Consider the following 13,662-nt stretch of genomic DNA (forward strand, 5'->3'; position numbering starts at 1 on the left):
AAGCACACGACCCCGCTTGGCCGCCTCGCGGACCTCGGCCATGGTCAGCGGCACCTCGGGACTCCAATCCATGTCCGGATATTTGGGCGCGCTGTTGAACTGGCCGAACCAGCGGGCAAACTCAGCGCGATCGGCAAGCTTTTCGAGCACCATCGCCTGCAATCGCTCCAGCGCCTCGCCCGCGATCTCACCGGGGTGCGCTTGTAACGGTAACATGGGATCGGAATAGCGATCTTCCTCGCCCAGCCCGTCGAGCACATGGTCGCTCCAGCCGGTGATCAGCTCGGCCCGCGACGGCGCGCGAAAACCGATCGACAGCGTCATGCAGTCATCGTCGAGCGCAATGCCATCATGCGCGACGCCTGGCGGGACATAGAGGATGTCGCCGGGTCCGAGATCGTGCACCGCCTGCTCGTCGAACTCCGCCAATAGCCGCAGGTCCTGATGTTCTCGCAAAGGCGTCGCGTCGTCGCACCGCTGCCCGATCCGCCAGCGCCTCCGCCCCCGGCCCTGGATCAGGAAAACGTCATACTGGTCGAAATGCGGCCCGACCCCGCCACCGGTCGTCGCGAAGCTGATCATCACATCGTCGATCCGCCAATCGGGCACGAAGCGAAATTGCGAAAGCAGCGCCGCGACTTCGGGAACGTGATGATCGACCGCCTGCACCAGCAGCGTCCAGGGCAGCGCGCCCAGGTCCGCGAAGCGCTCGGCATCGAACGGCCCCTGCTGGAGCGCCCAGTTTTCCGGGCCCTGCTGCACGATCAGCCGCGATTCCACCTCGGGCTCGCACGCCAGCCCCGCCAGTTCGTCAGGCTCGATCGGGCAGGTCCAGTCATCCCAGGGATTGCAAATCAGCAAAGGCGCACGCTGCCAGTGCGTGGCGAGAAAGGCGGCAGGATCGAAGCGGGCAAGTTTCATGCGCTTGCCATTTCAGCGCAACCCACCGCCGTCCAGCGATTTTACCCCAGCAGGTCGTGCTTTTTCAGGCAATGCCGCAGCTGGTCATAGCTCAGGCCAAGCGCTTTGGCGGTCTGGCGCTGGTTGTAGCGGTGGCGGGCGAGCGCCGCCTGCAGGATTCGCTTCTCGTGCGCATCGACCGCGCCGCGCAGATCGTCGATCGCGTCGAAATTGAGCGTCTGGTCCATCGTCGCGCGCACGCCGGGATCGGACAGCGCGGCGTCGATCACCTCGTCGCAGGGCGATTCAGCGCCCGCAGGGCCGCCCGAGCGCGTCATTGGCTTGGGCTTCCACGGCGATTCGAACGGATCGAACACGATATGGTCGACCGGCCGCTCGAAATCGTCCCAGCGATAGACCGCGCGCTCGACGACGTTGCGAAGTTCGCGGACATTGCCGGGCCAGTCGTGACGCTGCATCGCCTCGGTCGCCATCGGGCCGAAGCCGGGCCACCGGTCCCAGTCGAGCTCGGCCGCCATGCGCCGCCCGAAAAAATCGGCGAGCACCATCACATCGCCCTCGCGCGCGCGCAGCGGCGGCAGGGTCACCACCTCGAACGACAGCCGGTCGAGCAAATCAGCGCGGAAGCGGCCCTTGTCGACCAGTTCGGGCAAATGCTCGTTGGTCGCCGCGACGATGCGCACATCGACCTTGATCGAGCGCGACGAGCCAATCCGCGTCACCTCGCCATATTCGACCGCGCGCAGCAGCCGCTCCTGCGCGCCCATGCTGAGCGTAGCAAGCTCGTCGAGGAACAATGTGCCGCCGTCGGCCTCCTCGAACCGGCCCTGACGCGCGCGGGTCGCACCGGTGAACGCACCGGCCTCGTGCCCGAACAGCTCGGCCTCGATCAGCGTTTCGGGAAGCGCGGCGCAGTTCAGCGTGATCAGTGGGCCGTCCCAGCGCGAGGACAGGCGGTGGAGACGCTCGGCAATCAGTTCCTTGCCCGTGCCGCGCTCTCCGATGACGAGCACAGGGCGGTTGAGCATGGCCGCGCGGCTGGCGCGTTCGACCGCGTCCAGAAACGCCCCCGATTCCCCGATGAACTGACTGCCCCGTTCCATGCGCCAAGAGATAGTGCAAAATCCCAACTCGTGGCAATCCTAACCAACAGCTTCGTTCGGCTAAAATTTCAAGATGTTGATATTGAACACTTTTTCTGTTTGGCACGCTCTCTGCAATGCTTCTGGCAACACCGACACAAAGCGGTTTAAGGGAGAAAGACAGTGAAAACCACCCATGCTTCGAACGCGAACAGCCAGGATCAGGACAATGTCCTCAAGTCCACGCTGATCACCACGGTCGCCGCACTGGCGCTGATCACCACGCTGTTTCTCACCGCCTTTGCGAGCATCGAGGCTGCCGCCTCGCCCGTCCATCATAACGGAGATGCCCGCGCACTCGTTTCCGTCCGGTACCTTGCCTGACGGATTTGGCCGGGACGCTTACCCCCCCTTGCCCCGTCCCGGCCAATCACTTTCCACTGCACTGCAAAAGGGGGTAAGGTAGACTTGGATCCGGTCCGCCTGAATTTACGAAACGGAGTTTTGGCCATGGGAATTTTCTCTCGCACCCGCGATATCATCGCAGCGAACGTTACCGAACTGCTCGACAAGGCCGAAGACCCGGCAAAGATGATCCGCATGATCATCCTGGAGATGGAAGAGACGCTGGTAGAGGTCCGCGCCTCGGCTGCCCGCACCATTGCCGATCAGAAGGAAATGAAGCGGCACGTCAACAAGCTGGAGCAGCTGCAGGCCGACTGGACCGACAAGGCGGAACTCGCCCTGTCCAAGGACCGTGAGGACCTGGCCCGCGCCGCGCTGCTCGAGAAGAAGAAGGCTGCCGACATGGCCGATCAGCTCAACGTCGAAATCGCGGTGCTCGATGACGCCCTGCGCGCTTCGGAACAGGATATCGCCAAGCTGCAGGCCAAGCTGCGCGAGGCCCGGATGCGCCAGAACAACATCATGAGCCGCCTGGAAAGCGCCGAGAACCGCGTCAAGCTGCGCACCATGTACAATGGCGACAAGGTCCGCGAGGCGTTCAGCCGCTTCGACCTGCTCGAGCGCCGCGTCGACATGGCCGAGGGCCGCGCCGATGCGCTGGGCATGGCCGAGGACGAGCGCAAGGTGCTGGGCCAGCGCAGCCTCGACGACGAGTTTGCCGCGCTCGCCGATAGCGACAAGGTCGACGAGGAACTCGAAGCCATGAAGCGCGCGCTGAAGAAGGAGGGCTGAGGCGATGGAAGACATTCTGGTTCCCATCTTCATCGTCGGCATGCTCTTCATCGGCCTGCCGTGGCTGATCTTCCACTATATCACGAAATGGAAGACCGCAGCGACGCTGACGACCTCGGACGAGACGCTGCTCGAAGAGCTGCATGCGATGGCGCGCCGCCTCGACGATCGCATGGACACGGTCGAGCGGATCATCTCCGCCGACAATCCCGACTGGCGCCCGGCGCGGCTGACCAGCTCGGACGACCAAGACGATTACGGCCTGGAACAGGTCGAGCGCCTGCTGAAGGAAAGGGTGAGGAAATGAGCCGGCTGGACAAGTACAAATATGACGCCCCCGAACCGCGCAAGACCAAGTTCTACCGCGACAAGCAGAACGGCAAGTTCATGGGCGTGTGCGCCGGGATTGCCGACTATACCGGGGTCGATGTCATCTGGATCCGCGTTGCCGCTGTCCTGCTGACCCTCATGACCGGCTGGGCGCTGGTGGGCTATTTTGCCATGGGCATGTTCGCCGACAAGAAGCCGGCGCACCTCTATTCCGACGATCAGGACCGCAAGTTTTGGCAGGGCGTGCGCCAGTCGCCGACCCGCACCGCCCGCGACGTCAAGGCCCGGTTCCGCGAGATCGACCGCCGCCTCGCCGATGTCGAGCTGTTCTACACGGCCAAGAACACCCGTCTGGCCGACGAGATCGAAAGCCTGCGCTGATCAGGGCCGGGCACAACTAAAAGGTATCAGGAGAATATCATGAGCTGGGGTGGACCGGGTTTCGTCCTTACGATCATCATGCTGTCCATGGGAGCCTGGGTCATCACCACCTGGATCCGCGCCAAGCATGGCTATCCGCTCGAGGACCAGTGGACCGGCAAAGTCATTGAACGAACCGATCCTGACGCTGATCGAAAAATATCGCTGCTCACCAATGAAAACGAGCAACTGGTCGGCAAGATCGGGCGGCTGGAAGAGCGGATCGCGGTGCTGGAACGCATCGCCACCGACGCCAACAGCTCCAGCGTTCGCCTGGCCGATGAAATCGAACGCCTGCGTATCGAGAAAGACCCCGCATGATGGACAAGGTTGCAATGATTGAAGCGCTGGCACCGGCACTTTCGGTTCCGTTCATCGCTCTCGCATCGGCATGGGTGATCACCACCTGGCTGCGAATCAAGAACGGCTATCCGCTGGAAAGCAGCTGGGGCAAGCCGATCTATCCCAAGGCGGACCTGGAATCGGTCGAGCGGATCAAGCTGCTGAGCCAGGAAAACGCCCAGCTGCGCGCCGAACTGGGTTCGATCAAGGACCGCCTTGGCAATGTCGAGCGCATCGTCACCGATGATGCGCACCGCCTGACCCACGAGATCGAGGCGCTGCGCGACAAGCGCGCCAACTGAGCCCGCAAAACCGACCGATCGACGACCAAACTGCGAAGGACTGGGGAAATATCATGCCTGACTGGATCATCTTTTTTCTGATCGTGGTGGCCCTTCCCGTTCTGGTTGGCACGATGGGCGACGCGTACAGGCGGCATCTCAAGTTCAAGGAGAAGCAGCTCGAGGCGTTCAACAAGGAAACCGCAGAGAAGGCCGCGCGCTATGCGGCCCAGACCGAGCGGCTGGAGCAGCGCGTGAGGACGCTCGAACGGATCATCACCGATGGCCGCAGCGACCTTGCCCAGCAGATCGAGGATCTGCGCGACGCGCCGCTGAACTGACAGAATATACGGGGGTATTTGAAATGTTCGATCTTGATGCGCTGCTGGTCCTCATCCCGCTGGCTCCGTTCATGCTGGGCGGGCTTGCGATCTGGACCAAGCATCAGCGTAAGACATTGGAATTGCAGATCGAACTGGCCAAGGCACAGGCCGCCGTCCGACCGGCTGTCGATGACCGGACAGAGCAGCGCCTGCGCACGCTCGAGCGGATCATCACCGATGGCCGGGGCCGTGACGATCTGGCCCAGCAGATCGAAAATCTTCGCGCCAAGCAGCTGAGCTGACAGCAGGGAAATACAGAATGTTCGACAATCCTTTCTCCATGGTCGTCGCGATCGTCTTCATCGTCATGATCGCAAACGTGCTGAAAGCCCGGTACAAGGCGCAGCACGGCATCGTCGAGGACGCGATGGGCAACCAGAAGCGCACCACCCTTGCGGACAATGCCGAAACGCAGCGGCTGCGCGAAGACGTCCGCGCTCTGAAGGAGCGCGTTCAGGTGCTGGAGCGCGTGATTACCGATCAGCGTCAGACCAGCGATCTGAGCCTTGAAATCGAGAAGCTGCGCGACCGCTGAGGCGGACACGCACATCACCAACCGGGCGGCGGGGGCCGTAAAGGGAAGAAGATGGAAAGCGCCTATCTGTACATGACCGTGGCAATGTCGGCCTTGCTTGGGGTTGCCCTGGTTTCATCGACTATGCTGCGCGGTTGGCGCGAATGGCTGGCGTTCAAGCGCCACGAAATGGAGGCGCACGCGCCGCGCCATGACGGCGGGTCGCCCTCCACCCATTCGCGGATCGAGATCGCCGATCTCAAGGAACGCATCCGCAAGCTCGAAGCCATCGCCGCCGGGGTGGAGCTGTAATTTGCGCGCGGCGGGGTGACTTTGCCCTGCCGCGTCGCTATCTGCGCCGCCATGACGAGCGCACCTGCAAGCATTGCCGATCTGGCCGAAGAATACGAATTCCTCGATGCGGATGACCGCTATCGGCTGATCATCGATCTCGGCCGCACGCTCGATCCGATGCCCGATGCGCTCAAGACCAACGCGACGCTGGTCCGGGGCTGCTCGGCCTCGGTCTGGGTCTATCCCACCCGGCTCGACGACGGCCGACTGCATTTCCTTGCCGACAGCAACGCCGCGATCACCAAGGGGATCATCGCGCTCGTCCTGCTCACCGTTCAGGACAAGGCACCAGATGCCGTCGCCAGCGCGGACATCGAAGCCGCGCTCGCCCCGTTCGATCTGAAAAACCAGCTCTCGTCGAACCGGACGCAGGGCATTCCCAACATGATCGCACTGATCCGCGAGACGGCGGGACGTTATACGGGTTAGCCTGTGGCCTGCCCCTTTCGTCAACCTGGACGTGTTTGAGGGTCCATTGATCGTCTTGGAGCTTCGGCGAATGGGGCAAGATGGATCCTGAAACAAGTTCAGGATGACGGGTTGGGGCCGGGTGCCGTTTGACGCTTCGACATCTCGACACCATATAGCCACCCATGAGCACCGCCTTCGACACTCCGCCCGTCCATTTCACTCTTCCCGGCCAGGATGCGCGCGGGCGGTTCGTGCGGCTGGACAGCGTGTTGCGCGAGATACTCGCGGCGCACGATTACCCCACCTGCATCAAGCTCGTCCTCGCCGAAGCGATCACCATCTGCGCGCTGATCGGGTCGCTGATGAAGCAGGATGGCGGCCAGGTCACCATCCAGGCGCAGACCGAGGGCGGCATTGTCGAGCTACTGGTCGTCGATTATCGCGGCGGCGAGCTGCGCGGGCATGTGCGGTTCGATGCCGAGCGGCTGGCACGGCTGGGTGCGAACCCTTCGCTGTTCGCGCTGTTCGGCAAGGGCTATCTTGCGCTCACCTTCGACCAGAGCTTCGGCAAGGGCCGCTATCAGGGCATCGTCCCGCTCGACGGGGATTCGCTCGCCCAGGCGTGCGAAAGCTATTTCACCCAGTCCGAACAGGTGCCGACGATGATCCGCATCGCGATCGAAAGCGATGCCACCGGCTGCCGCAGCGCCGGCTTTCTGGTGCAGCACCTGCCCGAAGGCGAGGAAGGCCGCGAGCGACTGCATGTTCGGCTCGACCATCCGCAATGGGAGCATGTTTCCATCCTTGCGGGCACGCTCAGCCATGGCGAGATGCTCGATCCGGCCCTGAGCGGGCGCGACATCCTGTGGCGGCTGTTCCACGAGGAGGACGAGGTGCGCACCGTGGATGGCGCGCCGCTGGTCAAGGGTTGCCGCTGCAATATCGACCATATCCGCGATGTCATCGGCCGCTTTCCCGCAGAAGAACAGGCCGAGATGGTGGGTGAAAGCGGCACGATCGCGGTCGATTGCGCCTTCTGTTCGCGCATTTTCCATATCGAGCCGGTCACGCCTGCAGGCTGATCGACGCACGATCTGCGTCGCAAACCCGCCACAATTACCGGATGATTTTGCCATCATCTCACGCTAGGGCTGCGATATTGCCTGGGGCAAGAAACCTGAATCGGGTCGCACGCCATTGACTGTGCCTGCCGCGCTGAACGGCAGGAGCCAACGATAGGGTTTACCCGAATGAATGCTTCCCCCACCCTTTTCAAACTGCTTGTCGTGCCCGCCATCGCACTGGGGCTTGCCTCGGTCGCCACGCGCGCCGAAGCGCCCGAACTGGCGATGCTCGGCAAGCTGCAACCGGGCCTGTGGAACCTGAAGGAACGCGGCAGCGCCGATGCCAGCGACAGGCTATGCGTGCGCGATCTGCGCAAGCTGCTGCAGTTGCGGCACCGCGACCAGCAGTGCAGCCGCTTCGTCGTTTCGGACCTTCCCGATGAGGTAACCGTGACCTATCGCTGCCCCGGCGGCGGATCGGGCCGCACCACGATCAAATATGAGGGCCGCGGGCTGATCCAGATCGACTCACAGGGTATTGCGCAGAACTCGCCCTTCGCCTTCGCCATGGAAGGCCGTTATGCCGGCGCCTGTGACGGCTGATCGTTAGCGCGGCTGCACCATTTCTTAACCATCGCCGGGTTATGACCGTCGCGTGCCGGACTCGGTACGCTTTCCTCCATTCAGGTCGTGAGACCTCACTGGGCCGCCGGACCTGTCCGCGCGGCCCGATTTTTTTGAATTGCCCGCATCGCGGCGGCGCAATATGCGCGAGGCATGATTGATCCGCGAAAAACCGCTGTCGTGCTGCTTTCCGGCGGCCTGGACTCCATGGTCTCTGCCGCCCGAGCGAAAGAGCAGGGCTTTGACGTCGCTGCGCTGACCATCGATTACAACCAGCGTCATCGGGTGGAAATCGAGGCTGCGCGCACGATTGCGGCGCATATCGGCGCGGTGCGACATATCGTGCTGCCGCTCGATCTGCGCCAGTTCGGCGGATCGGCGCTCACCGACGATATCGACGTGCCAAAGACGGGCGTGGGCCAGGACATTCCGGTGACCTACGTGCCCGCGCGCAACCTCATCTTCCTGTCGCTGACGCTCGGCTGGGCCGAGGCGCTGGGCGCGCGCGACATCTTCATCGGGGTCAACGCGCTCGACTATTCGGGTTATCCCGATTGCCGTCCGGAGTTCATCCAGGGGTTCGAGCGGCTCGCGGACCTGGCCACCAAGGCGGGCGATCAGGGCGAGCCCTTCACCATCCATGCGCCGCTGCAATATCTGGGCAAGGCCGAGATCGCGGCCGAAGCGGTGCGGCTGGGTCTCGATCCGGCGATGAGCTGGTCGTGCTACGACCCGCTGCCCGATGGCCGCGCGTGCGGCTTGTGCGACAGTTGCCGCCTGCGCAAGCAGGGCTTTGCCGATGCCGGGCTGACTGACGGAACCGTGTACGCGGCTTGAAGCACCGTCATTCCCGCGCACGCGGGAATCCGGCTTTTGCGCAGTCGCTGAAACAGGGAGCGGGACCCCAGCCTGCGCGGGGGTGACGGCAAAAAGCTGCTGATTTACTCCGCGATCGAGCCTTCGAGCTCCGGTTCGGCAGGCCTGGGCGCCGGTGGCGCTGGCCTGGGTGTCTCGGCAGGCTCAGCTTCCGCATCCACCGCTGCCGGTGCGACCGGCGAGGCAACACCCGGAACCGGTGGCACATCCGAAGGATCGGCGAGCGGCGCGTCATTGGGCAGCAGATCCAGATCGGGCAGCTCGTCGCTGATCGTACCTTCGGGCGTGCTGCCCTGCGCAACAGCCGTCTTGTCGGCCGCTTTCTGGTCGCAGGCCGTCAGCGCCAGCGCTGCCAGCACGATACCGATGATTGCAGGCTTCAGCGTCATTCCTTACCCCTTCCTTCGGCACCGCTTTGGCACGCGCCGCCCAGTCCTGCAAGGAACGCCTCTGTGTGGCGCGCGAGCGCGGCGTCCAGATCGGCCATCGAGGCATCGACGCCCAGATCGGCCAGGCTGGTGACCGGATATTCGGCGATTCCGCACGGTACGATGCCGCCGAAATGCGCAAGATCCGGGTTCACGTTGACCGCAAAGCCATGCATCGTCACCCAGCGCCGCACGCGCACGCCGATCGCGCCGATCTTGGCTTCCTGCCCCAAGCGGTTGTCGGTCCAGATTCCTACGCGCCCCTCGGCCCGGCGCGCCGACACGCCCAGATCCGCCAGCGCCGCGATCACCCAGCCCTCGACCGCATGGACGAAACAGCGCACGTCCTTGCCGCGCTGGCGCAGATCAAGCAGCACATAGCCGACGCGCTGGCCGGGCCCGTGATAGGTATAGCGACCACCACGCCCGGTATCGAAGACCGGGAATTGCCGGCTCAGCAGCTCGGCCGGATCGGCGCTGGTCCCCGCCGTGTAGAGCGGCGGATGCTCCAGCAGCCAGAGCAGCTCGCCCGCCTCGCGTCGTTCGATTGCGCTGTTACGCGCCTCCATTGCCGCCAGTGCCTCGGGATAGGGCGTGAGGCCGGACGACACGCGCCATTCGGGGGCTGCGATCGCCCCGGTTTTGATATCGCTCAAGCCTGGTGCCATATGTCCTGCCCATTGACGCGACGGATGGTGCGGCAAATGCCTTGCGCAGCACCCGTGCGGCGTTTAGCGCAGGCCTGTAAAGCATGATGACAAAAAGTGGGAACCGGTTTTTGTCCGACAATCATGCGACCAAGAATTTTATGGATTGCGCTGACGTTTCAGCCAAATGTCAGCGCAATCCAGTCGCTTTAGCCAGTGAGGCCAATCCCGCCATGACACGCAAACTCGATCTTTCCGGGTGCTGGAACGACGTGATGCAGCTTTTCCGCACGCATCGCGAACTGCTGCTCAGCGTGGCGGGCGTGTTCATCCTGCTGCCCGGCCTGGCTTTTGCCATGTTCGTGCCGCCGCCGCAAAGCCCGCCCGATGCGGATCTGACGACGATCTATGCGAACATGCAAAGCTTCTACCAGGGGAATTTCGGCTGGATCATCCTGATCGGGCTGTTGAACGGCTTTGCCACCATCGTCATGCTCGTGCTGATGCTCGATCCCAGTCGCCCCAGCGTCAGCGAGGCGATGCGGCGGGCATTCTCGATCATCTTGCCTTATTATGCGATGGGCGTGCTGAGCGGCGTGCTGACGTTTCTGGGCTCGCTGGCATTCATTCTGCCGGGCATCTACATCTTCGTGAAGCTGATCGTCGCAGGACCGGTGATGGTGGCCGAGCGCGCTCACACGATCATAGCGCCGATGCGCCGGTCCTGGGCGCTCACCAAGAACAATAGCGGGCGCATCCTGATCTTCCTGCTGGTCGTCGCGGTCACAGCATTTTTCGTCTATATCACCAGCGTAACGGTGTTCGGCATCGTCATCCGGCTGGCGCTCGACGGCGAAATTGCCGGAACGCTGGTTACCCTGGTCGACGCGGTGATCAGTATGCTGCTAACCGTGCTGATGGTGTGCGTCTATGCCGGCATCTATCGCCAGCTCGCCGGCCCGGGTCCCGAGGATATTGCACGCGAATTTTCCTGACCGGGTGGAAACTCGGCACATGCTCCCTAAGTTGCCGCCATCACGATCAAAGGGGTTTTTCAACATGCGCGCATTTGCACTCTCGCTTTCCGCCCTCGCTCTCGCCGCTGGCCCGGTCGCCCTGCTGGCCGAAGCCCCTGCCCTGGCCGCGGATGCAGGCAAGATCGCCATCGGCGGCAAGGCCCCGATGTTCACCACCACCGGTGCCAAGGCGGGCAAGGCCTACAAGCTGAGCCTCGCCAGCGAGCTGAAAAAGGGCCCGGTTGTCCTGTATTTCTTTCCTAAGGCGTTCACCAGCGGCTGCACCGCCGAAGCGCATGAGTTCGCAACCCGCATGGACGATTTCAGGAAGGCGGGCGCAACCGTGATCGGCCTGTCGGCGGATGGCATCGAAGAGCTCAAGAAATTCTCGACCGAGGCCTGTCAGAGCAAGTTCACCGTCGCCCAGGCCACGCCCGCGATGATCCAAGCCTATGGCGTCGGTCTTGCCGGGCGTCCGAACATGACCGGACGCACCAGCATGGTCGTTGCTCCCAATGGCCGCGTGACCTTCGTCCACGACGACATGGACTATCGCGATCATGTCAAGCTGACGCTCGGCGCAGTCCAGTCGATGGCCAAGAAAAAGGGCTGATATTCGTGCGTGACCGGCGGGGGTTGGCGCGCTAGCGTTCCCCCCATGAGTTGGCAGGAAGAGATCGACGAGCTTGCCCGGCGCCGTGCGCTGGCCGAGAAAATGGGCGGGGAAGATAAGGTCGCGCGGCAGCACGCGCGCGGCAAGATGGATGCGCGCGCGCGGATAGACGCGCTGCTCGATCCGGGCAGTTTTCGCGAGATCGGCAAGATCGCCGGACGCGGCAGCTATGACGAAAATGGCGACCTGATCGACCTCGCGCCTTCCAATTTCATCTTCGGGCGCGGCGACATCGATGGCCGCGCGATCGTCGCCAGTGCCGACGACTTTACCGTGCGCGGCGGAGCGGCCGATGCCGCGCTGCACCGCAAGTTCGTCCAGTGCGAGGCGATGGCGCACGAACTGCGCCTGCCGCTGGTGCGCATGATCGACGGCACCGGCGGGGGCGGATCGGTCAAGACGCTCGAGACCATGGGTTACACCTATGTGCCGATGGTGCCGGGTTGGGAGCATATCGTCACCAATCTGGAAACGGTGCCGGTGGTCGCACTGGCGCTCGGCCCGACCGCTGGCTTGGGCGCGGCGCGGACGGTAGCCAGCCATTATTCGGTGATGGTCAAGGGGCTGTCGCAGCTGTTTGCGGCCGGCCCGGCCGTCGCTGCCGCGATCGGCGAGACGGTCGACAAGGAGCAGCTGGGCGGCACGGAGATCCATTGCCGCAACGGCGTGGTCGACGAGGAGGTGGCGAGCGAGGCCGAAGCCTTTGCCGTCGCGCGACGTTTCCTCAGCTATCTTCCTTCCTCGATCGACCGCCTGGCAGCGCGCATGCCGTGCGCCGATCCGGTCGATCGGCGCGAAGAGGCGCTGCTCTCCGCCGTTCCACGCGATCCGGGCCAGGTCTATGCGATGCGCCGCGTGCTGGCGCAGGTGTTCGACCACGGCAGCGTGTTCGAAATGGGCCGCCGCTGGGGCCGCGCGGTCATCACCGCGTTTGCGCGCCTCAATGGCTGGCCGGTCGCGGTGCTGGCAAGCGATCCCAGCTATCTGGGCGGTTCCTGGGAGGCCAGGACCAGCGAAAAGGCCGAACGTTTCGTCAAGCTGGCCGATCAGTTCCGCCTGCCGATCGTCCATCTGGTCGACAATCCCGGCTTCATGATCGGTGCAGATGCCGAGCGCGCGGGGACGATCCGTTATGGCGTCAACGCGATGAACGCCATCTATCGTGCGCGGGTGCCGCTCGCCTCGGTCATCGTCCGCCGTGCCTATGGCATCGCGGGTTCGGCCATGTCGAATGCCGAACGCTTCCAGTATCGCTTTGCCTGGCCCAGCGGCGACTGGGGATCGCTGCCGATCGAGGGCGGGGTCGAGGTCGCCTACAAGTCCGAGCTTGAAGCGAGCGCCGATCCGCAGGCGCATCTTGCGGCGATCCGCGCCCGGCTCAACAAGGTGCGCAGCCCGTTCCGCAGCGCCGAGCATTTTTCTGTCGAGGATATCATTGATCCGCGCGACACGCGGCCGTTATTGTGCGAGTTCGCGGACCTTGCCTGGGCAAGACTCTCGGCGGGTCGGGCATAGCCCCCAGGCTTTGCGATATGCTTAACGCGGCGCATGCCAGTTTCTTCAAGCCCGCCTTAACGCCGGCCATGGCATCTTCAGCCTGAAAAACTATCAGGACCCCCGTGCCATGATCAACAATTCAGACCCCCCAGGCTCGCCGACGATGCGGACGGTCTATATCCGTCCGAACTATCAGGCGAATGATGTCGCGCCGCGCAACACCGACCCTGCCCCCGCACGGCCGGTGAACGACGGCGTCATCAATCTGATCAACCGCCCCACCGCGCCCAGCGGCGCGATGGAGAGCCTTGCCAAGGCCGCAGCGGCTGCCGAGCTCCCGAAAAAGTTTGACGATTTCGCACGTCAGGTCGCCAAGTCGATGCTGGGCGATCCCGAACAGGCGATGCGGACCTTGCGCCCGCCCACGGCAGAGCAGGTCACCGGGCTGCTTGGCGCCGCCTGACGCCCGCACTGCATCAGCTGTTCTTGTCCGCGCGCCTTCGGCCGAAACGCATGCCGCGTTCCAGCCGGGCGCGCAATTGCGTGTAATAGGCCTCCAGAAAAGCGCGCTCGTCGCCTATCGGCGGGGTCCAGCCGATCTT

General features: G+C 63.6%; 22 protein-coding genes and 1 pseudogene. 18 read left to right on the forward strand and 5 right to left on the reverse strand.

Going from position 1 to position 13,662, the window contains the following annotated elements; translation table 11 throughout:
* Both AX735_RS14360 and pspF read right to left on the reverse strand, forming a co-directional pair.
* Positions 1-921: JmjC domain-containing protein (locus AX735_RS14360; RefSeq protein WP_066281660.1), on the reverse strand; the 921-nt coding region annotated here is incomplete at its 3' end.
* Between the two features lie 41 nt (positions 922-962).
* Complete coding sequence (gene pspF, locus AX735_RS14365; protein ID WP_066281663.1) at positions 963-2,024, reverse strand: phage shock protein operon transcriptional activator; 1,062 nt, start codon at positions 2,022-2,024, stop codon at positions 963-965.
* A gap of 162 nt (positions 2,025-2,186) precedes the next feature.
* On the opposite strand from pspF, the gene AX735_RS14370 reads away from it, so the two are divergent.
* From AX735_RS14370 to queC, 14 genes are all read left to right on the forward strand, one after another.
* Positions 2,187-2,387, forward strand: coding sequence for a hypothetical protein (locus AX735_RS14370; protein ID WP_066281672.1), 201 nt, complete (start codon positions 2,187-2,189; stop codon positions 2,385-2,387).
* A gap of 126 nt (positions 2,388-2,513) precedes the next feature.
* The gene (pspA, locus tag AX735_RS14375) at positions 2,514-3,200 is read left to right on the forward strand and encodes a phage shock protein PspA (protein WP_066281674.1); all 687 of its coding nucleotides are present in this window, start codon (positions 2,514-2,516) and stop codon (positions 3,198-3,200) included.
* 4 nt (positions 3,201-3,204) lie between these two features.
* Entirely contained in the window at positions 3,205-3,507 is a 303-nt protein-coding gene (gene pspB / locus AX735_RS14380; RefSeq protein ID WP_066281676.1) for an envelope stress response membrane protein PspB, read from the forward strand.
* Complete coding sequence (pspC, locus tag AX735_RS14385; protein WP_066281679.1) at positions 3,504-3,911, forward strand: envelope stress response membrane protein PspC; 408 nt, start codon at positions 3,504-3,506, stop codon at positions 3,909-3,911. Before pspB ends, pspC begins: the two co-directional genes overlap by 4 nt.
* 39 nt (positions 3,912-3,950) lie before the next feature.
* Positions 3,951-4,271 carry a hypothetical protein gene (locus AX735_RS14390; protein WP_066281681.1) on the forward strand — a complete coding sequence of 107 codons (321 nt, stop codon included), beginning with the start codon at positions 3,951-3,953 and terminating at the stop codon, positions 4,269-4,271.
* Positions 4,271-4,594, forward strand: a complete 324-nt coding sequence (locus tag AX735_RS14395; RefSeq protein ID WP_066281737.1) for a hypothetical protein — start codon at positions 4,271-4,273, stop codon at positions 4,592-4,594. Before AX735_RS14390 ends, AX735_RS14395 begins: the two co-directional genes overlap by 1 nt.
* Positions 4,595-4,647: 53 nt before the next feature.
* On the forward strand, positions 4,648-4,914 hold the full coding sequence (locus AX735_RS14400) for a hypothetical protein (RefSeq protein ID WP_066281690.1): 267 nt from the start codon (positions 4,648-4,650) through the stop codon (positions 4,912-4,914).
* 23 nt (positions 4,915-4,937) lie between these two features.
* Positions 4,938-5,198, forward strand: coding sequence for a hypothetical protein (locus tag AX735_RS14405; RefSeq protein ID WP_066281693.1), 261 nt, complete (start codon positions 4,938-4,940; stop codon positions 5,196-5,198).
* A gap of 17 nt (positions 5,199-5,215) precedes the next feature.
* Complete coding sequence (locus tag AX735_RS14410; protein ID WP_066281698.1) at positions 5,216-5,491, forward strand: hypothetical protein; 276 nt, start codon at positions 5,216-5,218, stop codon at positions 5,489-5,491.
* Positions 5,492-5,542: 51 nt separating this feature from the next.
* Positions 5,543-5,782 (forward strand): hypothetical protein, encoded by a 240-nt coding sequence (locus tag AX735_RS14415; RefSeq protein WP_060978247.1) that lies wholly within the window; start codon positions 5,543-5,545, stop codon positions 5,780-5,782.
* Between the two features lie 51 nt (positions 5,783-5,833).
* Positions 5,834-6,253, forward strand: a complete 420-nt coding sequence (locus AX735_RS14420; protein WP_066281701.1) for a SufE family protein — start codon at positions 5,834-5,836, stop codon at positions 6,251-6,253.
* A 164-nt stretch (positions 6,254-6,417) separates the two neighbouring features.
* On the forward strand, positions 6,418-7,317 hold the full coding sequence (gene hslO, locus AX735_RS14425; protein ID WP_066281704.1) for an Hsp33 family molecular chaperone HslO: 900 nt from the start codon (positions 6,418-6,420) through the stop codon (positions 7,315-7,317).
* Positions 7,318-7,485: 168 nt separating this feature from the next.
* On the forward strand, positions 7,486-7,902 hold the full coding sequence (locus AX735_RS14430) for a DUF3617 domain-containing protein (protein ID WP_066281707.1): 417 nt from the start codon (positions 7,486-7,488) through the stop codon (positions 7,900-7,902).
* Between the two features lie 174 nt (positions 7,903-8,076).
* Positions 8,077-8,760 (forward strand): 7-cyano-7-deazaguanine synthase QueC, encoded by a 684-nt coding sequence (gene queC / locus AX735_RS14435; RefSeq protein WP_066281709.1) that lies wholly within the window; start codon positions 8,077-8,079, stop codon positions 8,758-8,760.
* Positions 8,761-8,864: 104 nt separating this feature from the next.
* Here the strand turns inward: queC and AX735_RS14440 are convergent, their stop codons facing one another.
* Positions 8,865-9,188 carry a hypothetical protein gene (locus tag AX735_RS14440; protein WP_066281714.1) on the reverse strand — a complete coding sequence of 108 codons (324 nt, stop codon included), beginning with the start codon at positions 9,186-9,188 and terminating at the stop codon, positions 8,865-8,867.
* Positions 9,185-9,895 carry a lipoyl(octanoyl) transferase LipB gene (lipB, locus tag AX735_RS14445; RefSeq protein ID WP_066281719.1) on the reverse strand — a complete coding sequence of 237 codons (711 nt, stop codon included), beginning with the start codon at positions 9,893-9,895 and terminating at the stop codon, positions 9,185-9,187. Before lipB ends, AX735_RS14440 begins: the two co-directional genes overlap by 4 nt.
* 212 nt (positions 9,896-10,107) lie before the next feature.
* Here lipB and AX735_RS14450 point away from each other — a divergent pair, with 212 nt between their 5' ends.
* The 4 genes from AX735_RS14450 (at position 10,108) to AX735_RS14465 (ending at position 13,523) form a co-directional block, all read left to right on the forward strand.
* Positions 10,108-10,869, forward strand: a complete 762-nt coding sequence (locus AX735_RS14450; RefSeq protein WP_066281721.1) for a glycerophosphoryl diester phosphodiesterase membrane domain-containing protein — start codon at positions 10,108-10,110, stop codon at positions 10,867-10,869.
* 64 nt (positions 10,870-10,933) lie between these two features.
* Complete coding sequence (locus tag AX735_RS14455) at positions 10,934-11,503, forward strand: peroxiredoxin (protein WP_066281724.1); 570 nt, start codon at positions 10,934-10,936, stop codon at positions 11,501-11,503.
* A 45-nt stretch (positions 11,504-11,548) separates the two neighbouring features.
* Positions 11,549-13,078: an acyl-CoA carboxylase subunit beta gene (locus AX735_RS14460; protein ID WP_066281731.1), complete on the forward strand. Its 1,530-nt coding sequence runs from the start codon at positions 11,549-11,551 to the stop codon at positions 13,076-13,078.
* A 109-nt stretch (positions 13,079-13,187) separates the two neighbouring features.
* Positions 13,188-13,523: a hypothetical protein gene (locus AX735_RS14465; RefSeq protein WP_066281735.1), complete on the forward strand. Its 336-nt coding sequence runs from the start codon at positions 13,188-13,190 to the stop codon at positions 13,521-13,523.
* Between the two features lie 13 nt (positions 13,524-13,536).
* On the opposite strand, the pseudogene AX735_RS25230 reads toward AX735_RS14465, so the two are convergent.
* A pseudogene (locus tag AX735_RS25230) lies at positions 13,537-13,662 on the reverse strand (RDD family protein); the annotation flags it as partial.

This window comes from Blastomonas sp. CCH1-A6 (genome assembly GCF_001556365.1).
In the GTDB taxonomy this organism is placed as follows: Bacteria; Pseudomonadota; Alphaproteobacteria; order Sphingomonadales; family Sphingomonadaceae; genus Blastomonas; species Blastomonas ursincola.